Origin of the sequence: Ornithinibacillus gellani (assembly GCF_003730295.1) — a bacterium.
Lineage (GTDB): Bacteria > Bacillota > Bacilli > Bacillales > Amphibacillaceae > Ornithinibacillus_A > Ornithinibacillus_A gellani.
Map to the genome: position 1 here is coordinate 78,074 of NZ_QTSZ01000005.1, position 19,448 is coordinate 97,521.

Genomic DNA, 19,448 nt, shown 5'->3' on the forward strand with positions numbered 1-19,448 from the left:
GCAATGAAGTCAAGATTAAGCCTCTTCATTCCGCCTCATAAAGGGAAAATAACGTTCCAGAAACGGCCGCATTCCCCTGGTAGGTGAAGCCATTCGCCTGATAATAGGCATTGAGAACAGCATTATCCTGAATGCAATCCAAGCGTAGTTTCACTCCATGCTGCTTCGTGTACTGTTTTAACCAGCGTAATAGTTTCAGACCTAGCTGTTTTTTTTGAAAGTCGGAATGTACGACAAAGCGATGTAAATAACAGGCAGCTTTTCCATCCTTTCCCCATAGTTCAACATCCCATTCAGATGGCTGGTCGGAAAGCTGGAAGGAAGCTGCTGCTTGCCCATGCTGATCCAATACGATCATCATCATACCTGCTGTGATTGCTGCAATTGTTTCTTCGCGGGTATCATTTTTCAGCAGATATTCCCATTGGGAAATCCCTTTTTCCATCAGTCGCCTAGCAGCTTCCACTTGCATATCCAACACGATATCCGTTTCTGCCAGTTCTGCATGGCGAATGATAAATCCCTCGCAGCTTACTTTCTCATGCTGTTGTAGCAATTCCTTCCCCTCCATTCATTCTCTTACGAAACAATCGTTGCTCCTAATGTATGTTTAAAATGACCCAATGCCCATTCATGACCAGCTTGGTTAAAGCTAGCAACACCAGATTCATGAACGACTATCTGAAAGCCTTTGTTATATGCATCAACGGCAGTATGTAAAATACAAATATCCGTACATACACCGACTAAATGGATTTCCTGGATGCCTCTTTCCCGTAGACGTAATTCCAAATCCGTCCCAGCAAATGCACTATATCGGGTTTTGTCAAAATAATAGAGTAATGAATTATCGTGATGTGTTTGATAAATTTCTTCCAGGCGACCATACAATGTTCTGCCAGCTGTTCCGATAATGTTATGTGGCGGAAACAGCTTTGATTCTGGATGATGGGTATCCCCTTCTGTATGGGCATCTATTGCCAATGCAACGAAGTCACCGTCCTGAAGAAAGGTTTCTGTTAAATCAGCTATATAGTTTTCTAGTTCCTGTCCTGGCTTTCCACAAGTTAATTTACCTTCATCCGCGACAAAATCAACGGTATAATCAATATTAATTAACGCCTTTTTTACCAAGTTACACACCATCCCCTGTTTTACTGATCGGACTGGTTGCCGCGCTTTTCTGCAAGTGGGTCGAACCCATCCCCAGTAATTTTAAATGAATCTTTTCCTTCATTTAATTCAGCTTCAAATACATCCCAGTTGGCTGCGTTCACAGCAATTAAAAAGAGTCGGTCTAATACATCCAGATGATCAATTGCCATGATTTTTTCTCTCACGCTAGCTGGTACCTGACCAAAACGCATGTGAATCAATCCGAGTAAGTCTTCCTTTTCAGCCACGCTAATGGTGGCATGGCGGTGGTCATGTTCATGCTCCATGTACGTCCCTCCTCTCTATTGTTTAATCAATTTGTTCTACTTTAATCGGATATGCTTCCCCATAATTTCTTAACGCAGCATGGTCTGTTGGTCCAACCGCATCTGTATAAGAAAAACCATGGGCGATAGCCGTAGTAACATAGCTTTTAGCCAATTGTACGGCATTTACTACAGGAATACCTTTTGCTAAATAGGCGGCTATTGCTGCAGAATAGGAGCAGCCTGCCCCACTCGTATGAACCGTGTCAATACGCGGAGCTTCGAATGTCGTTACATGTTCTCCATCATATAAAACATCTATAGCTGGACCATCCAATCTTCCGCCTTTCACAAGCACGTAAGATGCACCATATTGATGTAAATCCTTTGCCGCTTGTACAAGGTCTGCTACTTTTTCCAGCTTTCTATCTCCCAATAGGAAGGATGCTTCGGGCATATTCGGTGTAATAATTGTAGCCAACGGAATCAACTGCTTTTGTAACGCTTCAATGGCATCATCTTCTAAAAGCTTTGAATCCAGTTTCCCAACCATCACCGGGTCGACAACAATTTGTTCAATCGAGGCAGACTTGAGAAGCTTTGCAGTCGTTTCGATTACTTCCTTGGAAAACAACATGCCTGTTTTTAAAGCGTCTGCACCTACTTGCCTCATGGCGGTCACAAATTGTGCTTCGATTGCCTCTAATGTCATGGGATGGACATTACGATCTGTTGTTGGGTGGCGCCCGACAATTGCCGTCACGACACTCATTCCATAAACATCTAATTCCTGAAAGGTCTTCAAGTCTGCTTGAATACCTGCACTACCTCCTGCGGCAGATCCTGCAATTGTGATGACACGTGATGGATAGTTCATCGTCTTCAATTCCTTCTTTCCAAAATATTAAATAGCTATCAAGAACCATATTATCATGATAACCTGAATGACTGCTTTGGCAAACGTTCCACCCAAAAAACCAAATAATGAACCAATAGAAGCTCGGATTGCCTCATTCATTGTTCTTTCTTGAATCATTTCCGTCACCAGTACAGCTGCAAAGGGAATAATAATAATTCCGAATGGCGGTATGATAAAAGAACCGATAATCACAGCAATTGCCGCTATTCGTTCCCCCCATACACTGCCACCAAACCGCTTTACAAAGTAACGATTGGCTAAAATGTCTGCGCCGAACAGAAAAATGGTAAACACAATCATGGCAATCCAAAAGGTGGTACCAATATGTCCGATAATAAAATGATACAGTAAAAAGCCTACCCACAACAATAAAGAAGATGGAATAATTGGAAACAGCAGCCCAACAAAACTGCCAATAAATAAAACAATAATTAATATCCATAAAAGCATGTCTGCCATGGAAGTCCTCCCTCAAATTCAAAGATTTGATTCATATCAGCTTAGCCTACCTTTTTCTTAAACATACTTGAAAGCTTCTTCTCCTGTCTATGGACAATACGTTTATAATTATCCATATGTTTCCAAATACTAAGCAAAGACAGGAACACAACTACTAGCGCAGGTTCTACACCAAAGAAAATGTACGTTGTCACCAAAAAAGAAAGATACATAAACAAGACGCCAATGACTAAATAATCTGTAGCGATTGTAAATAATAATAGTATTCCGATACCAATTAAAGCAATTTTCCAATCAATCGCTAACAGGATACCTACAAGTGAAGCAGTACCTTTACCTCCACCGAATTTCATCGTAATCGGATAATTATGTCCAAGTATAATAAAAAGGGCATTCACATAAATAAGTAAAATTTGTTCTTCACCGGTTATCCCTTGTTCTTTCATTAAAAATAACACGACTAGAATGGACGCTGTTCCTTTAAAAATATCAATGAGTGCAACGAGAATGCCATACTTCCAGCCTAGTAAGATGGTTGTATTGGATGCCCCAGCATTTTTTACTCCCGCTTGCTTTATATTTATTTTCTTATATTTGCCTACAAGCTGCGACCCATGTAAGCAGCCAAATACATAACCGATTACGCAAATCATGAGTACATACATGACGCTCCCCCCTTGCTTCATTATAACTTATAATATTCAACGATAAAGTGAAACTTCCTTTTGTTCTTCCAATTATTAATAGTAATAAAGCCCTATTTTTTTGGAAAAATAAAGGGATTTTGATAATTCTTGTATAATTATAATTATGAGCTATGAGCGAAATAAAAATACTATTTATAAACCACAATCACATGATATCACTGATATTCAAAATATGAGATAAGAGGAGGGTTAAAAATGAAAAAAACATTTATTTCAGTAACCTTAATAGCTTTTTTCACCGTCGGAACAGTTATTGCTATTTTGAGTACAGATAGCATGAAAGGAAGTTCAGCTAATACACCTCAATATAGTCCCGAAGCTCATGCTGATTGGCCCGTTTATAATTTTAATAAAATTATAAACGAAAGAGCAGACTTAGTTGCCTTTGTAACTGTCGAATCTGTTGAAGATAAAAAAGTAAGTGAGGAAGAACCTAATGCAAAATTAGCAACACTAAAAATAAACAAACTTTTATATGATAGCCGAAACTCCGTAGATATTTCAAGTACTGTAGTTTTGGATCAGGCTCTTGAGTTTGTAAGTGTTGGAGAATCTTATTTATTGTTCCTTGAAAAAAATGGGGACTACTATTATGAGGTGAATGGGAACTCAAAAGTTAAAGAGGAAAACGGTAAATATCAAGTAAACATTGAAGGTATTCAAGGTTTATACAGTCAAGAGACATTTGGAGAAAAATTCACGTCTACTTTAAAAGAAATTAAAAAAGATTAGTTATGAAGTAAATATCCGCCGGTTCTACCGGCGGATATTTACTTTATGTTAACCTTGTTGAAGTTCTATTCCGGCTTGTTTCCGTGCTTTTTCAGTGCATGCTGCAACGATGCGACTTCTTTCCAGCCATGCTGTATTGGAAGCATCGTCACGTTGTGTCACCATGCTGTGGAATGCTTGTAATTCATATACCATATCTAATTCCAGCTGTTCTCCTGCCCATTCCTTCGATTCACCGGTTAGACGGTCCCAATGTAAAATTGACTCAATGGGCGCAATGTGATCAATGGTCAATGTCCCTGCTTCTCCATGAAATTCAGACGGTATTGTAGCTTGAGCAATTTTAGAACACATCACCGTAACCTGAAACGCATCATAGGTTAAGATAAGTGTACCACTGCCGTCTACCCCACTTGAAAGCTTCACAGCACGGTAATCTACCTCATTTGGTTCACCAAATAAATCAATTGCCATACTTAACGGATACACACCAAGATCCATTAAAGCGCCACCAGCAAATGTAGGAGAAAATACGTTTGGCTGATGCCCGTCTAAAAAAGCATCATACTTTGAAGAATATTGGATGTATTGCAGGAACACACTGCGTAATGGACCAATCTTTGCAAGCTGCTCCTTCAATCGTTGATAGTTTGGAGAATACAAATGACGATATCCTTCGAAAATATACAATTGCTTCTCTTCTGCCTTCTGCTGCAACTTATCAATTTGCTCTACAGTCAGTGCCAATGGCTTCTCGCAAAAAACATGCTTCCCGTGTTCCAAGCACGTCAGCGCATGGGTCACATGTAAGCTATTTGGGGAAGCAATATAGACAAAATCCACATCTTCCTCCAGCATTTCGTCTAATTGATCATAGGCAAGCTTTGCACCATGCTTCGCAGCAAATTGCTGTGCCTTTTCCACATCACGTGAATAAACCGCTGTAAGTTCCGCTAGACCTGTATTTTTTGTAGCTTTGATAAAACTTTCTGTAATCCAGCTTGTCCCAATTGTTGCAAATCTCATCTTTATCCTTTCCCCTTCCCCTAGTCTGTCATTTTTAAATCGCTTCCTCACATCTACAAATAACCCGAAAGGTAGATAAATCTATGAAAAGAAGACTATAAAAATAGCTTTATGATTCCTCCTACCTATCTTCTCATCCTTTTTCCATTTCACTATATCATGTTCATTCAGGTAGTGGTAGTTTTCCCCATTTCTGGGCATTCACGAGTAAATAGCATGATAAGCTAGCATGTTTTTGGATAAAGTAGCCTAACGAATGAGATGCAAGTATATCGATTTTAAATGCGAATTATCCGATTTTACGCCGTTTGAACTGGAAATTGATTACAGATAGGATAATAATAAGTCTGCTTTAAGAGGTCTTTCAAAGTGTCAGGTGATTGGCTAGTACTTTTCACCTCCTTTTGAATACTCTTTTTTACTGGCGACTGAAATAGAGGGAGGTCTTTTTTTTAGATGAAGAAGAAGTTAATTTTCACTTTGGTTTTAGGAGTTTCATTCTTTTTACTTGCAGCATGCGGTTCAAGTGATGATGATCTGCTTGGGACATTGCAAGATGAAGGAAAGGTTACCGTAGGCTTTGCCAATGAGAAGCCTTATGCATATCAGGAGGATGGCGAATTAAAAGGGGCTGCTGTTGATATTGCAAAAGCTGTTTTTAAAGAATTAGGAATCGATGAGGTTGAGGGTCAGCTAGCAGATTTTGGACAGCTTATCCCAGGACTTAATGCGAAGAAATTTGATGTCATTACAGCCGGAATGGCCATTAATCCGGATCGCTGTGAAAACGCAGCTTTTGGTGAACCAGAAATGATGTATGGGGAAGGCCTTATTGTTAAAAAAGGGAATCCTTTGAATCTAGAAAGCTATGAAGATATCGCTAATAATCCCGATGTCGTTGTTTCTGTCATGGCTGGAGCAACTGAAAATGAATTTTTGAAATCAGAGGGTGTAGATGAAGATCAAATTCAAAGCGCTCCAGATATTCCAGCAACCTTCTCGGCAGTGGAATCTGGTCGTGCTGATGCAACAACTGGTACAGAAATGACGATTAAAATGGCTTTGGAATCTGCAGATACAGATGCACTTGAGTTTGTTGAAAGCTTTGAGCAGCCCGATGTGGAAGGTGTACCAAGCTATGGTGCTGCAGCATTCCACCATGATAACGACAAGCTTAGAGAAGCATACAATGAAAAACTAAAAGAATTAAAAGAAGATGGTACTATTGCTGAGCTATTAGAAAAGAATGGTTTTAGTGAGGAAATGAATATGGTTCCAGACGATGTGACAACAGAGAAGGTTTGCAGCGGAGAAATTAAATAGTCATTCAAATTAGGAAACTACATTTTTCAAGGAAATCCCCTTAAAAATGTTCGTTGACCATGTGCATGGTAGTATTTGGCGCACGTAGTCAGACCGCAAGTCTACGATGAAAGATTCCACGTGTCCACTACATGCCATTTCATTTGAATATCGGAATCCGTAGGGTCTGGCCCCTTGACCAAAGGGATCCAGACCCGATTTTATTTCCTGAAACATCTAAAAAAGGAGTGAGTATGATTAGTACTTTAATCGATACAATCATTGATGTCTTTCCCATCTTAATGAAGGGGATGAAAATCACCATCGTTGTACTCGTTCTGTCATCCATCTTTGCATATCTATTCGCATTTATCGCTGGGCTATGCAGGATGTCACAGAATGTACTACTACGAAAGTTCACAGGTTTTTATGTGGAAGTATTTCGAGGAACCTCATTGATTGTACAGCTTTTTTGGCTGTATTATGCAATTCCAATGTTATTTGGCTTCGATCTCGGTAGTGATATGCTGGCAGGTGTGCTCGCTATAGCATTAAACTATGGAGCGTATATGTCAGAAATTGTGCGCGGCTCTATTCTCTCTGTAGCAGAGGGACAAACAGAGGCGGCTACAGCATTGAATATGTCACGTTTTCAGAGGATGCGCTTGGTAATCCTACCACAGGCAATTCGCATGATGCTTCCAGAGTTTGGAAACTACCTCATCTTAATGCTTAAATCCACTTCCCTCGTCGCATTGATCGGAATGACAGATATCCTGTATTACGGTAACATCCTACGAGGCGGAAATATTTCGCAAGGACCAACTATTTATCTACTTGTACTCGTGTTCTACTTCATCCTTGCGTTACCATTAATTGCACTTACGAAGAAGCTGGAGAAAATGTCTAAGAAAGGGGTGGCTGTACAATGAGTAATTGGGACTGGGAAGTATTTTTTGATGCGTTTCCGATGATTATTCAAGGATTAGGTATCACCGTCGGGCTCACCATTGCTTGCTATATATTTGCCTTAATATTTGGTTTCTTTTGGACCGTTGCCGACCGGATTCCAATAAAACCAATTCATTGGGTGATTCGCTGGATTATGGAATTTATTCGTTCCACACCACCACTCGTACAGCTATTCTTTATCTTTTACGCATGGCCAGTTGTACCATACGTTGGTGTGGCGCTTGATCCGTTCACAAGTGCTGTGATTGGGCTTGGCTTACATTACAGCACCTATATCAGCGAGGTATATCGCTCTGGAATTGAAGGTGTTGCACCTGGGCAATGGGAAGCTTCTACGGCTCTGAACTTGTCAACCAAGCAAAAATGGATGAAAGTTATCCTGCCACAGGCGATACCACCTACCATACCAATGCTAGGAAACTATCTCATCATTATGTTCAAGGAAGTTCCATTGGCATCCACCATTGGGGTTGTCGGGATCTTGCACTTGGCAAATGATTATGGTGCCCAATACTGGAGATACTTGGAGCCATTAACCATCGTGGCCATCTTATTCCTCGTATTGAGCTACCCGTCTGCTATACTAATTAATAAATTGGAAAAGAAAATGAATCAACGTTTCAATAAAAAAGATGTCTTAGAAGAAACGAAGGGAGCGGCAATATAATGGCAGAAGTAGAGACTGCAAGCACACAGTATACAGCAGCAAATAACGCTGAACCAATTGTAAAATACCTGGATGTTCATAAATCCTTTGGAGATGTGGAGGTTTTAAAAGGGATTAATTTAGAAATAAAGCCAGCGGAAAAAGTTGCCGTCATTGGACCAAGTGGTTCAGGAAAAACAACCATTATCCGTATGCTGATGACATTAGAAAAACCAACCTCCGGAAAAATCATTGTCGATGGCAATTATTTATGGCATATGGAAAAGGATGGCAAGCTCGTACCTGCAAATGAAAAGCATTTACGAGAAGTACGTGGAGATATTGGAATGGTGTTTCAGCATTTTAATCTCTTTCCACATATGACGATTCTGGAAAATTGCATGACTGCACCCATTCACGTCAAGAAGGAAGATAAGCAAACAGCCAAACAACGTTCCATTGAAATGCTCGAAAAAGTGGGACTCGGCGATAAAATTGATAATTATCCAAGCCAGCTTTCCGGTGGTCAAAAGCAGCGTGTTGCGATGGCACGTGCACTTGTCATGCGTCCAAAGGTAATGCTCTTTGACGAAGTAACATCGGCACTGGATCCAGAGCTTGTTGGTGAAGTACTGGAGGTCATTCGTGATATAGCCAAGGAAGGTGAAATGGCTATGGTCCTCGTAACCCACGAAATGGACTTTGCCCTGGATATTGCGGATCGCGTCTTATTTTTAGACAAAGGAGTTATTGCAGAGCAAGGACCACCAAGTGAAGTGATCGAAAATCCTAAAAATGAACGATTGCAAAACTTCCTCCACCGGTTTAGAAGCTAATAAACAAAGAAACTGACAGACATCTTACTTGGTGCCTGTCAGTTTTTTAATAGAATGCATTTCTACCTGTTGATTTTTGAAGGTTGCAATTTGGGTAAAGCCAAGTGATGACAATAAATCCAATGATTCGTTTAATTGATAACCAATCGTTGAAGCAATATGCGAATCTGACCCAAAAGTAATGATTTCTCCACCTAAATCACGATATAACTTTAAAATATCTACACTTGGCAATCCCCCATCTAATCCATAGCGATAGCCAGATGTATTCAATTCAATACCTTTTCCAAGCGGAATAATCTCCTTAAATATTTCGGCAATGAGATCGTGACAAGCATCCTTGCTTTCTCTTTTTACATAGCGTTTCACTAAATCCAAGTGACCGAGTACCTGATAGTCCTGAAAATGCTGTACACAATATAATAGCTCTGCATAATATTGACGAAAAGCCTCTTCCACCGTTTTCCCTTCAAAAAAATGTCCGGAATGGAGATCCTTTTTAGCCGTTGTATGCATGGAACAAATCACAAAATCAAAAGAATCCTCGGTAATAATCCGATGATAATCATCTAATTGATGTGGCTGCACACCAATTTCAACACCTTTTTTAATTCGAATGCTTCCCGCATATTTACTTTGCATTTGTTTTATTTTTTGGTCATAGCCAATCTGGTCCAATTCAAATTGGATAGTTGGATCTGGATAATCAAGATCGATATGTTCTGTAAAACAAATTTCTTCCAAACCATTTGCAATTGCTTGTTCAATGGTTTCCTCCATCGGTGTATCGCAATCCGCGGAAAAATCACTATGTACATGGTAATCAAACATATGACTCACTCCCCTTTATTTTTCATATTCTAAATCAACTGCCATATCATAGCAAACATTTCAAATTAATTGAATTTACGGTTGACTTTATCCATTCGAACCATTAAAATATTATATAACTTTAGTGTAGTAAAGTGATAGAGTAATAAAGATGTTTGGAAGGAGATTTTCATGAAGCTACCGTTAGCTGATAGATTTAAACCGAATCAAGAATCGGATGCACCATTGAGAGAACAATTGATATCCATGATGAATCATAGATTTTCAACTTATGGCTACCAGCCTTTTCATACACCAATTCTAGAGCCTTACCAATTGTACATGGATGTGAAAGGTACCATTCATCCTGATGAAATGGTAAAAGTCATTGACCGTACAGGGAAAGTGCTTGTGCTGCGACCTGATGTGACCATTCCGATCTCACAATATGCGGCTCATCAAAAAAACCTAAAAAATAAACGCTATTCCTATATATTAGATGTCTTTCGCCAAGGGGAATCTATTCCAAATAGCCATGTTCAAGGAACGCAGGCAGGAATTGAATGCTTTCATCCGGATGCACCAGAAACAGATGCAGAGGTCCTCGTACTCGCAATGGATATTTTACAAGATTTACAGCTTGATAGCTTTAAGATCGAAATTGGCGATGCTGGTTTTTTCAAGGAACTAGCTGAGTTGGCAGCATTGAAACCGGCAGTGGAAGAACAGTTGAAACAGCTCATTCAAGCAAAAAACATTGCTGGTATAAAAAGCCTGCTCCAACCCTTGAATATAGAACCGGAAATTAGAACTGCCATTCAAGAAATACCATTACTTTATGGTACACCAGAAGATGTTTTAGAACGTGCCCAAGCGATTATCGCAACAGCCAACATGCGGGAGCGACTGAAGCGGTTAAAAGCTATTTTCCAGCTGCTTCAATTATATGGGGCATCAGAAAATATCGTTATCGACCTTGGACTGATTAACCATATGAATTATTACTCTGGTGTTATTTTTCAAGGCTATGTTGAAGCCGTTGCCAAGCCGGTACTAATGGGTGGCCGCTACGATCAGCTTGCTGAACAATTTCAAAGCCATTTACCTGCCATAGGATTCGCTTATGATGTTGAGCTATTACTTGAAAAGGTAAGCCCAAACATAAAACCATCAGATCAGCTCGGAATCTTGCTTCAATATGACTCAAACAGGCAACAAGAAGCTATTTCATATGTCACCGCACTACGGAAAAAAGGCTGGAAGTTAATGACTTATCCGGCTAACCAACAAGATGCGTACGAAGAAATAGATGCGAAGTTTCGTATATTCCTTGGAACAACAGACGAGCTTTGGAGCAATTCCAATAAAATTACCAGCTTTTCGACGATAGATGAACTTTTAAATAGACTGGAACAATCGACTTCTGTTACCAATGAAAGCTAATCGTAAACAGCATGTAATCGATATATATTCCACATTTTATTCAACAAGGAGGGCGCATAAATGGAAATGCTGACACTCGCTTTAGCAAAAGGTAGAATTGCTAAGGATGCCATTTCACTACTGGAGCAAGCAGGTATCCAATTTGATGATTTTCATGACCAAACGAGGAAGCTTGTTTTTCAATCTGCTGATGGCAAGTATCGACTTCTGTTTGTTAAAGCTGTAGACGTTCCAACTTATGTTGAAACTGGTGCAGCAGATATTGGTATTGTGGGCAAAGACACGATTATGGAAGCGGGAGCGGACGTTTATGAACTGCTTGATCTCGGTCTTGGTGCTTGCCAGTTTGTCGTTGCCGGGCTAGGTGATTCAGTCAAGCGAAAGCAGAGATTAACCGTCGCTTCCAAATACCCGGTAATCGCAACACAATTCTTTGAACGGAAAAACATCCCTATTGAAACCATTAAACTTAATGGTTCCGTAGAGCTAGCACCACTCATAGGCATGGCAGATGTAATCGTCGACATCGTTGAAACAGGCACAACGATTAAAGAAAATGGTCTGTCCATTATCGAAGAGGTGGAAACCATTAGTACGCGATTAATTGCCAATAAAGCTAGTTTTGCAACTAAAACAAAGGCCACCCAGCAATTTATCATGCAGTTGGAAGCCATTTTGGAGGGAAATCAATGAAAATAATCCGTGCAGAACAATTTCAACTCAATCGAACAGCCGATATGTCGGCACAACAAGATTTGGATAAAACGGTGTTAGAAATAATCGCAAATGTTCGTAAGCTTGGTGATGAGGCATTGTATGCATACACAAAAGACTTTGACCATGTCGAATTAAAGACGCTGACTGTACAGCCTGATGAATGGCGTGCTGCTGAGAAACAAGTAGATGCTTCCTTTCTATCGGCATTAAACCGAGCAAAAGAAAATATTACTGCCTTCCATCGGGAACAAAAGGAAAAGTCATGGTTCATCCAACCAGAACCTGGTATTCTATTGGGTCAGCAGGTTACAGCCATCGAGCGGGTGGGTATTTATGTACCAGGCGGAAAGGCAGCATATCCTTCCACTGTACTTATGAACGCTATACCTGCCTTACTTGCTGGTGTCACCTCAATTAGTGTAACAACACCACCACGTTCGGATGGTACCGTTAGCCCTTATGTATTAGCCGCCTGTGCTGCAGTAGGTATTAAACAGGTATACAAAGTTGGCGGCGCCCAAGCAATAGCTGCCCTTGCATATGGTACAGAAACAATCGACTGGGTTTCCAAAATTGTTGGTCCAGGAAATGCATATGTAGCACGTGCAAAAAAATGGGTATATGGCGATGTGGCGATTGATATGATTGCTGGGCCAAGTGAAATATGTATTGTAGCTGATGAAACAGCCAATCCAGCCTATGTGGCAGCAGATCTACTTTCCCAAGCTGAGCATGATGAACAGGCTGTACCTATTTGCATCACAACGAATGCAGAACTAGCCCAAGCTGTTCAACAGGAGGTAGAGCGGCAAATCCCGTTGTTAGAACGTCAGGAGATTATCAGGGCTTCCATATCTAAACAAGGAAGTATCATTATTGCTGGAACTCGTAAGAAAGCTTTGGAAACAGCTAATGAAATTGCATCTGAGCATCTACAGCTCATGATTGATAATCCCGAAGAAGGTATGACCCATATTCGGCATGCTGGTGCTATTTTTCTCGGTCATTATTCACCAGAACCGTTGGGAGATTATATGGCTGGACCAAACCACACCTTGCCAACAAGCGGTACAGCAGCCTTCTCTTCCCCACTCGGAGTTTATGACTTCATCAAGCGTTCCAGCATTATACGTTACAATCAACAGCAGCTTGATCAAGCGAGTGAGGCCATTATAACCTTGGCAGAAAAAGAAGGTCTAGGAGCCCATGCAAATGCTATTCGAATAAGAAAGGAATGAGAAGATGAGAACGGAACGAATTACAAGAAAAACAGCTGAAACAGATATAGATCTGGAATTTTCTATTGATGGCAGTGGTGAAACAAATATTAGCACAGGCGTCGGTTTCTTTGACCATATGTTGACATTAATGACGGCACATGGACTATTCGATTTATCGGTTACCTGTCAAGGTGATTTAGAGGTTGATCAACACCATACGGTTGAAGATATTGGCATTGCATTGGGGCAGGCATTTTATAAAGCAATTGGAAACAAAGCAGGCATTCAGCGCTACGCCTCGCTTTCCATTCCTATGGATGAATCCCTGGCCACTGTCCATATCGACATTAGTGGTCGCCCATGCCTCGTTTACCACGTCGAGGGATTAAAGGATAAAGTGGGAAGCTTTGACACAGAACTGGCAGAAGAATTTTTTCAAGCGTTTGTCAATCAGGCACAGCTTACCCTGCATATCCAGCTTGAATATGGAAGAAACACGCATCATATGATTGAAGCTATTTTCAAATGCTTCGGACGGGCATTAGATATCGCAAGTCAAAAGAACGAGCGAATCCAAGGTGTTCCATCCACTAAAGGAGTACTGTAGCCCAATCCGTAGTATATCGAAATTTTTATAAGGTGAAATTTCAATCAGTGAAGGTTTTCGCACTCCCCAACTGATTGTTAGTTGAACCAATCAGGCCTTTACTGGCTGTTGATCGGTGATAAAAATGATTGATAAGGAGTACACAATTTATGATACTTTTTCCGGCAATTGATATTCGTGATGGTAAATGTGTCCGATTGATTCAGGGAGACTATAGCCAAGAGAAAATTTACGGTGATTCACCAGTCGACATGGCAAGAAAATGGGAAAGTCTCGGAGCAGAAGCACTGCATCTTGTTGACCTCGATGGTGCGCGAACAGGTAATTCATTAAATGAAAATATGGTGATTGACATCGCATCGACCTTAAACATTCCCGTCCAAGTAGGTGGCGGCATTCGTACGATACAGCAAATCGAAACCTATTTGAATGCAGGGGTTGCAAGGGTGATTCTTGGAACGGCGGCCATTAAAAACGAAGCACTATTAAAACAAGCCGTAGCGGCATATGGTGAAAAAATCGCTGTATCGATTGATGCCCGCAATGGACTTGTCGCAACAGATGGCTGGACAGAAACGAGCAATATGAAGGCATTGGAACTCATTCAAAAGCTTGAAAAACTGGATATTAAAACGATTGTTTATACGGACATTTTGAAGGACGGAATGCTAAGCGGACCGAATATAAAAGAACTGGCAGCCATTCAAGCTGCGACGAATATTCAGGTTATAGCATCTGGTGGTGTTACAACCATAACAGATATTGCGCAGCTGCGTAATTTGGAAATGTATGGTGCTATCATCGGAAAAGCATTATATGACGGTACACTAAAATTCGAATCCATCCTGGAGGTTAACAGCAATGACATCTAATCGAATTATCCCTTGTTTAGACATCGATAACGGCAGAGTAGTGAAGGGGAAAAAGTTTCTTGACCTTCAAGATATTGCCGACCCTGTTGAGTTCGCTAAAAAATATGATCAAGCCGGTGCTGACGAGCTTATTTTTTACGACATTACCGCAACAACCAATCAACGGGAAACATTATTTGACCTAGCGAAACAGGTATCTGAAGTCATCTCTATTCCATTAACCATTGGCGGCGGAATCCACTCGATGGATACAATCCAAAAGGCTTTTGATGCAGGCGCTGCGAAGGTATCCATAAATAGTGCCGCAGTTAAAAATCCAAAGCTGCTTCAAGAAGCAGCAGCAACATTCGGATCCGAGCGTATCATCTTATCCATGGACGTTCAAAAAACCACATCCGGCCAATGGCAGGTTTTTCTTCAAGGTGGACAGAAAAACACTGGAATCGATTCCATTGATTGGGCAGTACAAGGAGAGCAACTCGGAGCGGGTGAACTCGTTGTAAATGCCATATCGGAGGACGGGGTTAAAAATGGATACCAAATTGAATTAACCCGCGCTATTGCAGAGGCAGTATCCATTCCAGTCATCGCAAGCGGCGGAGCAGGTAAACCAGAGCATTTCGTACACGTTCTACAGGAAGGAAAAGCAGATGCCGCACTTGCCGCCTCTGTGTTCCACTACGATGACATACAAATACCAGCTCTGAAGCAATATCTTGCGGAAAGCTTGAGCATTGGGAGGAATAACGCATGACCTTTTCAATCGAACAACTATCTTTTCAGGAAAATGGATTAATTCCCGCAGTTGTACAAGATTTTCATACTGGAGATGTGCTAATGGTAGCATATATGAATGCAGAAGCATTAGAAAAAACAATCGATACCGGTGAAGCATGGTTTTTTAGCAGATCCCGCCAAGAACTATGGCATAAAGGCGCAACCTCCGGGAACAGACAGCTGGTCAAAAGTATAGCCAAAGACTGTGACGGGGACAGCTTGCTCGTACAAGTCGAACCACTTGGGCCCGCCTGCCACACAGGAAATAACACGTGCTTTTACCGTACGGAATGGGAAACAGAAGCACCCAACCGGAACGCCGTAAGAAACGTTGTAGAAGTTATTCGTAAGCGACAAGCTAATCCATTGGAAGGATCCTACACCACCTATCTATTTGAAGAGGGAATCGATAAAGTACTCAAAAAAGTTGGCGAGGAAGCAAGTGAAGTCATTATCGCAGCCAAAAATGAAGATCCTGAAGAACTAACGTGGGAAATTGCAGACCTCGTCTTCCATACACTTGTCTTAATGCAACAAAGCAATGTCACCATCAACGATATTAACGAAGAGCTCGTCAAACGACATATCGCAAAAACAGAAGCAAAACAATAAGCCCCCCTCTCGTGCACAACTTTGGGTGGTTGGCGCGCGACTTCTCCCGATTGGTGCGCGAGTTGGGCCTGGTGGCGCGCGACTTCTCCCGGTCGGGGCGCGAGTTGGACCTGATGGCGCGCGACTTTACCCGTCTGGTGCGCGAGTTGGGCCTAGTGGCGCGCGACTTTACCCGATTGATGCGCAAGTTGGGCCTAGTGGCGCGCGACTTTACCCGATTGGTGCGCGAGTTCTCCCGATTGATGCGCGAGTTGGGCCTGAGTTCTTAGGTTTTAGCTTTTTATATGATCTTGAAATCGGCAACTGCCGATTTCTTCACTCTTGATGCATGCGGCTTCCAATCAAAGGTATGCGACTTTGGACTAAACCGATGCGAGATTGGGGCTGAGGCATGCGAGTTCGAGCTAAAGGTATGCGGGCTAGGTGCCAAGGCATGCGACTTCTGGCCAAATGAAGTGAACAGATTCTTTTAGATTGGGGTGGAATCGGCGGGCCGATTCCTTCATTTTAAATTTTCTATGTGCGAGTTGTGCTGGTTGATGCGCGACTTTAATCTGTCCGGCGCGCGAGTTCATCCTATTTTAGATTCAGAGTTGAAGTTTACAGGAGGTAATCAAATGAATCCTTTATGGAGCAGCATGGTGAAGCGAACGGAACCTTATATTCCTGGGGAACAGTTAAATGACCCGGATATCTTAAAACTGAATACGAATGAAAATGCTTATCCGCCATCTTCAACTGTTAAAAAAGCCATTGTTGCGGAGACTGAAAAGCTTCATCTCTACCCTTCACCAACTGTTGATTCCTTACGTAGCACCGTTGCGAAAAGCTATAATCTCCGTGCTGATCAGGTTTTTGTTGGTAATGGGTCAGACGAAGTTCTTGCTTTTTCCTTTATGGCTTTTTTCGAACCTGGTAAAGCGATTCGTTTTCCAGCTATCACATATAGTTTTTATCCTGTTTATTGTAAGTTGTTTCATATTCCTTATGAAGAAATGGATTTGAATCGGGACTATACATTGCGGCCCGAGGATTATTTCCAATCACCTGGTGGTGTCATTTTTCCGAATCCGAATGCCCCAACTGGAATCGAATTGCCACTTCAACATATTGCAGATATTGCAGAAAACAATCCAGATCAAGTTGTAATTATTGATGAGGCGTACGTTGATTTTGGTTGTGAGTCAGCTATTTCCCTAATAGATCAGTATCCAAATTTACTTGTAGTACAGACGACTTCGAAATCGAGAGCATTGGCTGGGCTTCGGGTTGGCTTTGCATTTGGGCATCCAGATCTGATTGAAGCACTCATTCGTATGAAGGATTCCTTCAACTCTTATACAATTGATCGACTTGCGATGGTAGGTGCAGAAGCTGCTTGGAAGGATATGGATTATTTTAAGCAAACTACCTCTGCTATTATTCAAACCCGCCAGAATTGCTGTGAGCGATTAAAACAGATGGGATTTCATGTCCTACCTTCAAAAGCTAATTTCTTATTTGTCTCTCACTATCGATACAGGGCAGAGGATTTATATCAGGCACTAAAACAAAATAAGGTGCTTGTGAGACATTTTAACCAGGCGCCCATTCAAAACTATTTAAGAATTACCATCGGAACAGATGACACCATGGATACGTTTTTCCAAATCCTTGGAAATATCTTCCAAGCATCTCATTCTCTAGACCCAGTTGACAGTTAAAATGGAAAGCGGGCAACCAATCATCGCTGCCCGCTTTGTCTACTCATCTTTTGCATTCATCACGATTTCCACTCGGCGATTCCGTTGTTGGCCTTCCGGATCTTCGTTGGACGCAATTGGTTTTGTTTTACCATAACCTTTCGTTGTAATAGCTAAATGTGAGATGTCGCCATTTTTTTCTAAATAAGCTAACACTGCCCTGGCCCGTTCTTCTGATAACTTCATATTATAATCTGCCTCACCTTGATTATCCGTATGTCCATTAATCTGAATCACCGTATCTTTATCAAGGGGTTCTAGCAGTTCTATTACTTCATCTAATGTTTTTTTAGCATCTGTTAACAATTCACTTTTATCAAAATTAAATAGCACATCATCAGGGACTTGGAGTTTCAATTCCTCGTCCTCACCAGTTAAGTCCATTCCCTCTGGTACCGCTAACTCAGGCGTAGGTGGGTTTAAAATAATCTCAATTTCTTTCCTGTCCTCCACCTCATTATTTATGACATACTCTCCCTCTATATTTTCGAACTCCTCACCATACGCATCCCTTAACAAAGCATTATACGTTGGATGGGAGAGGTCTCCCCAGCTGCGAATCCAAATAAAACCGTCCTCCATAAATGAACGATAACCAACTCGCAATAAAAAGGTGCCATCTGGTTCTACGTAGGTGCGATTTTCATGCCCATCCTGCGCGCGCTTTCTACGATCTGCATAATAACCACCTATCAATGCAGTTCCCTCTATTAGATTGGATTGTCCATGGATGTAAAAATACTTATGGTCAAACGTAATATCATCTAATTTGATCCAAATATGGGGACTGCCATAGTCATCAGGTTCAGGCAAACGATTTGGCTGTGCAAATGGGTATACTTTTTGTTCATCACCAATAATCACATAAACAGAGGTCGCTATTTTATGATATACTTCCTCTCGTCTATCATATGTATATGTGAAAGGTCCGCGAAAATTTTCACCATGTTCACCGTACAATGTTTTTACCTCATCAGGCTGTTTAGATTCAGTCATTAAGACTTCCATTTCCACTTCGATTTCCCTGCCACGATAATACGCTAAAAAGTCATGATTGGAGAATTTGGAAAAGGATAATTCCATATTAAAATTTCCGTCTTGATCCACCTCGACTTTTTCATTCGTTGACGGTTTTGTGGTTGATCGATAGGTATTAAACGGATTATACAATAAATTCGCTTGTACAACAGTTCCTTCCGCTAAATTACTTTTCCCCTCAATTCGAATTCCATCCCCTTCAACAGTAACCTGACCATCCAGCAGGATATCCTCCTTTACGATATCTTCATCTACTTCCGTCGTTTCGTCTGTATGTTCCTTCTGTTCCTGTTGATGATCTGCAATTACATCAGTTGATTCCTCTTGAACTTCCTTTCCATCATTCACTTTATTCACTTCTTTATTGGAGCAGCCAGCAAGTGATGTTATACATATGAATAAAAGCAAAATCATGAACGTGAAAGGTAGTTTTGAAAACAAAACATACTTCACTCCATTAATCTCCCTTCTATCATCCTCTTCATCCATCGTACTATATAAGCTACATTTACAAAAGATGGCAATTGGAAAATAGGCAATTATATCTATAGTCTGAATTCATTATGCAAGTTCTTCATTCCTTTTCGTAT

23 protein-coding genes are annotated in these 19,448 nt (G+C 41.1%); 14 read left to right on the top strand and 9 right to left on the bottom strand.

Annotated features, from left to right (window positions below; all coding sequences use genetic code 11):
• Positions 1–25: 25 nt before the first annotated feature.
• Genes DX933_RS01130 through DX933_RS01155 form a run of 6 tightly spaced genes read right to left on the bottom strand, consistent with a single transcriptional unit; the run spans position 26 to position 3,464 of the window.
• The gene (locus tag DX933_RS01130; protein WP_190279368.1) at positions 26–556 is read right to left on the bottom strand and encodes a GNAT family N-acetyltransferase; all 531 of its coding nucleotides are present in this window, start codon (positions 554–556) and stop codon (positions 26–28) included.
• Positions 557–579: 23 nt separating this feature from the next.
• On the bottom strand, positions 580–1,134 hold the full coding sequence (locus DX933_RS01135) for a cysteine hydrolase family protein (protein ID WP_223805833.1): 555 nt from the start codon (positions 1,132–1,134) through the stop codon (positions 580–582).
• A gap of 20 nt (positions 1,135–1,154) precedes the next feature.
• Entirely contained in the window at positions 1,155–1,442 is a 288-nt protein-coding gene (locus tag DX933_RS01140) for a hypothetical protein (RefSeq protein WP_123314638.1), read from the bottom strand.
• A 22-nt stretch (positions 1,443–1,464) separates the two neighbouring features.
• Positions 1,465–2,298: a bifunctional hydroxymethylpyrimidine kinase/phosphomethylpyrimidine kinase gene (gene thiD, locus DX933_RS01145; protein ID WP_123314639.1), complete on the bottom strand. Its 834-nt coding sequence runs from the start codon at positions 2,296–2,298 to the stop codon at positions 1,465–1,467.
• A 27-nt stretch (positions 2,299–2,325) separates the two neighbouring features.
• Positions 2,326–2,799, bottom strand: a complete 474-nt coding sequence (locus tag DX933_RS01150) for a DUF456 domain-containing protein (RefSeq protein WP_123314640.1) — start codon at positions 2,797–2,799, stop codon at positions 2,326–2,328.
• A gap of 41 nt (positions 2,800–2,840) precedes the next feature.
• Complete coding sequence (locus DX933_RS01155) at positions 2,841–3,464, bottom strand: glycerol-3-phosphate acyltransferase (protein WP_123314641.1); 624 nt, start codon at positions 3,462–3,464, stop codon at positions 2,841–2,843.
• A gap of 237 nt (positions 3,465–3,701) precedes the next feature.
• On the opposite strand from DX933_RS01155, the gene DX933_RS01160 reads away from it, so the two are divergent.
• Entirely contained in the window at positions 3,702–4,238 is a 537-nt protein-coding gene (locus DX933_RS01160) for a hypothetical protein (RefSeq protein ID WP_123314642.1), read from the top strand.
• A gap of 48 nt (positions 4,239–4,286) precedes the next feature.
• On the opposite strand, the gene DX933_RS01165 is transcribed toward DX933_RS01160, so the two are convergent.
• Positions 4,287–5,264 (bottom strand): Gfo/Idh/MocA family protein, encoded by a 978-nt coding sequence (locus tag DX933_RS01165; RefSeq protein ID WP_123314643.1) that lies wholly within the window; start codon positions 5,262–5,264, stop codon positions 4,287–4,289.
• Between the two features lie 456 nt (positions 5,265–5,720).
• Between DX933_RS01165 and ehuB the strand changes: the two genes are divergently transcribed.
• The 4 genes from ehuB (at position 5,721) to ehuA (ending at position 9,020) form a co-directional block, all read left to right on the top strand.
• On the top strand, positions 5,721–6,587 hold the full coding sequence (gene ehuB / locus DX933_RS01170) for an ectoine/hydroxyectoine ABC transporter substrate-binding protein EhuB (RefSeq protein WP_123314644.1): 867 nt from the start codon (positions 5,721–5,723) through the stop codon (positions 6,585–6,587).
• Between the two features lie 233 nt (positions 6,588–6,820).
• Positions 6,821–7,498 carry an amino acid ABC transporter permease gene (locus tag DX933_RS01175; RefSeq protein WP_223805834.1) on the top strand — a complete coding sequence of 226 codons (678 nt, stop codon included), beginning with the start codon at positions 6,821–6,823 and terminating at the stop codon, positions 7,496–7,498.
• Complete coding sequence (gene ehuD / locus DX933_RS01180; RefSeq protein ID WP_123314645.1) at positions 7,495–8,205, top strand: ectoine/hydroxyectoine ABC transporter permease subunit EhuD; 711 nt, start codon at positions 7,495–7,497, stop codon at positions 8,203–8,205. The genes DX933_RS01175 and ehuD overlap by 4 nt, the downstream gene beginning before the upstream one ends.
• Positions 8,205–9,020, top strand: coding sequence for an ectoine/hydroxyectoine ABC transporter ATP-binding protein EhuA (gene ehuA / locus DX933_RS01185; RefSeq protein WP_123314646.1), 816 nt, complete (start codon positions 8,205–8,207; stop codon positions 9,018–9,020). The genes ehuD and ehuA overlap by 1 nt, the downstream gene beginning before the upstream one ends.
• Before the next feature lie 24 nt (positions 9,021–9,044).
• Here the strand turns inward: ehuA and DX933_RS01190 are convergent, their stop codons facing one another.
• Positions 9,045–9,851, bottom strand: a complete 807-nt coding sequence (locus DX933_RS01190) for a histidinol-phosphatase HisJ family protein (protein ID WP_123314647.1) — start codon at positions 9,849–9,851, stop codon at positions 9,045–9,047.
• Positions 9,852–10,022: 171 nt separating this feature from the next.
• On the opposite strand from DX933_RS01190, the gene hisZ reads away from it, so the two are divergent.
• From hisZ to hisC, 9 genes are all read left to right on the top strand, one after another.
• Entirely contained in the window at positions 10,023–11,273 is a 1,251-nt protein-coding gene (hisZ, locus tag DX933_RS01195; protein ID WP_123314648.1) for an ATP phosphoribosyltransferase regulatory subunit, read from the top strand.
• Positions 11,274–11,333: 60 nt separating this feature from the next.
• Positions 11,334–11,966 (top strand): ATP phosphoribosyltransferase, encoded by a 633-nt coding sequence (hisG, locus tag DX933_RS01200; protein WP_123314649.1) that lies wholly within the window; start codon positions 11,334–11,336, stop codon positions 11,964–11,966.
• Positions 11,963–13,228: a histidinol dehydrogenase gene (hisD, locus tag DX933_RS01205; RefSeq protein WP_123314650.1), complete on the top strand. Its 1,266-nt coding sequence runs from the start codon at positions 11,963–11,965 to the stop codon at positions 13,226–13,228. Before hisG ends, hisD begins: the two co-directional genes overlap by 4 nt.
• A gap of 4 nt (positions 13,229–13,232) precedes the next feature.
• Positions 13,233–13,817 carry an imidazoleglycerol-phosphate dehydratase HisB gene (hisB, locus tag DX933_RS01210; RefSeq protein ID WP_123314651.1) on the top strand — a complete coding sequence of 195 codons (585 nt, stop codon included), beginning with the start codon at positions 13,233–13,235 and terminating at the stop codon, positions 13,815–13,817.
• A gap of 149 nt (positions 13,818–13,966) precedes the next feature.
• Positions 13,967–14,689 carry a 1-(5-phosphoribosyl)-5-[(5-phosphoribosylamino)methylideneamino]imidazole-4-carboxamide isomerase gene (gene hisA, locus DX933_RS01215; RefSeq protein ID WP_123314652.1) on the top strand — a complete coding sequence of 241 codons (723 nt, stop codon included), beginning with the start codon at positions 13,967–13,969 and terminating at the stop codon, positions 14,687–14,689.
• Entirely contained in the window at positions 14,679–15,443 is a 765-nt protein-coding gene (gene hisF / locus DX933_RS01220) for an imidazole glycerol phosphate synthase subunit HisF (protein ID WP_123314653.1), read from the top strand. The genes hisA and hisF overlap by 11 nt, the downstream gene beginning before the upstream one ends.
• Entirely contained in the window at positions 15,440–16,078 is a 639-nt protein-coding gene (gene hisIE / locus DX933_RS01225; protein ID WP_123314654.1) for a bifunctional phosphoribosyl-AMP cyclohydrolase/phosphoribosyl-ATP diphosphatase HisIE, read from the top strand. The genes hisF and hisIE overlap by 4 nt, the downstream gene beginning before the upstream one ends.
• Before the next feature lie 25 nt (positions 16,079–16,103).
• Positions 16,104–16,403 (top strand): hypothetical protein, encoded by a 300-nt coding sequence (locus DX933_RS18240; RefSeq protein ID WP_145962253.1) that lies wholly within the window; start codon positions 16,104–16,106, stop codon positions 16,401–16,403.
• A 292-nt stretch (positions 16,404–16,695) separates the two neighbouring features.
• Complete coding sequence (hisC, locus tag DX933_RS01230) at positions 16,696–17,781, top strand: histidinol-phosphate transaminase (RefSeq protein WP_123314655.1); 1,086 nt, start codon at positions 16,696–16,698, stop codon at positions 17,779–17,781.
• Positions 17,782–17,820: 39 nt separating this feature from the next.
• Here hisC and DX933_RS01235 read toward each other — a convergent pair whose 3' ends face one another.
• Positions 17,821–19,311 carry an OmpA family protein gene (locus DX933_RS01235; protein WP_190279369.1) on the bottom strand — a complete coding sequence of 497 codons (1,491 nt, stop codon included), beginning with the start codon at positions 19,309–19,311 and terminating at the stop codon, positions 17,821–17,823.
• Positions 19,312–19,448 lie beyond the last annotated feature (137 nt).

Bases quoted from the DNA above. Each gene is read 5' to 3' on its own strand.
- DX933_RS01140 (WP_123314638.1), bottom strand. From the start codon at position 1,442: ATGGAGCATGAACATGACCACCGCCATGCCACCATTAGCGTGGCTGAA.
- thiD (WP_123314639.1), bottom strand. From the start codon at position 2,298: ATGAACTATCCATCACGTGTCATCACAATTGCAGGATCTGCCGCAGGA.
- DX933_RS01150 (WP_123314640.1), bottom strand. From the start codon at position 2,799: ATGGCAGACATGCTTTTATGGATATTAATTATTGTTTTATTTATTGGC.
- DX933_RS01155 (WP_123314641.1), bottom strand. From the start codon at position 3,464: ATGTATGTACTCATGATTTGCGTAATCGGTTATGTATTTGGCTGCTTA.
- DX933_RS01160 (WP_123314642.1), top strand. From the start codon at position 3,702: ATGAAAAAAACATTTATTTCAGTAACCTTAATAGCTTTTTTCACCGTC.
- DX933_RS01165 (WP_123314643.1), bottom strand. From the start codon at position 5,264: ATGAGATTTGCAACAATTGGGACAAGCTGGATTACAGAAAGTTTTATC.
- ehuB (WP_123314644.1), top strand. From the start codon at position 5,721: ATGAAGAAGAAGTTAATTTTCACTTTGGTTTTAGGAGTTTCATTCTTT.
- DX933_RS01175 (WP_223805834.1), top strand. From the start codon at position 6,821: ATGATTAGTACTTTAATCGATACAATCATTGATGTCTTTCCCATCTTA.
- ehuD (WP_123314645.1), top strand. From the start codon at position 7,495: ATGAGTAATTGGGACTGGGAAGTATTTTTTGATGCGTTTCCGATGATT.
- ehuA (WP_123314646.1), top strand. From the start codon at position 8,205: ATGGCAGAAGTAGAGACTGCAAGCACACAGTATACAGCAGCAAATAAC.
- DX933_RS01190 (WP_123314647.1), bottom strand. From the start codon at position 9,851: ATGTTTGATTACCATGTACATAGTGATTTTTCCGCGGATTGCGATACA.
- hisZ (WP_123314648.1), top strand. From the start codon at position 10,023: ATGAAGCTACCGTTAGCTGATAGATTTAAACCGAATCAAGAATCGGAT.
- hisG (WP_123314649.1), top strand. From the start codon at position 11,334: ATGGAAATGCTGACACTCGCTTTAGCAAAAGGTAGAATTGCTAAGGAT.
- hisD (WP_123314650.1), top strand. From the start codon at position 11,963: ATGAAAATAATCCGTGCAGAACAATTTCAACTCAATCGAACAGCCGAT.
- hisB (WP_123314651.1), top strand. From the start codon at position 13,233: ATGAGAACGGAACGAATTACAAGAAAAACAGCTGAAACAGATATAGAT.
- hisA (WP_123314652.1), top strand. From the start codon at position 13,967: ATGATACTTTTTCCGGCAATTGATATTCGTGATGGTAAATGTGTCCGA.
- hisF (WP_123314653.1), top strand. From the start codon at position 14,679: ATGACATCTAATCGAATTATCCCTTGTTTAGACATCGATAACGGCAGA.
- hisIE (WP_123314654.1), top strand. From the start codon at position 15,440: ATGACCTTTTCAATCGAACAACTATCTTTTCAGGAAAATGGATTAATT.
- hisC (WP_123314655.1), top strand. From the start codon at position 16,696: ATGAATCCTTTATGGAGCAGCATGGTGAAGCGAACGGAACCTTATATT.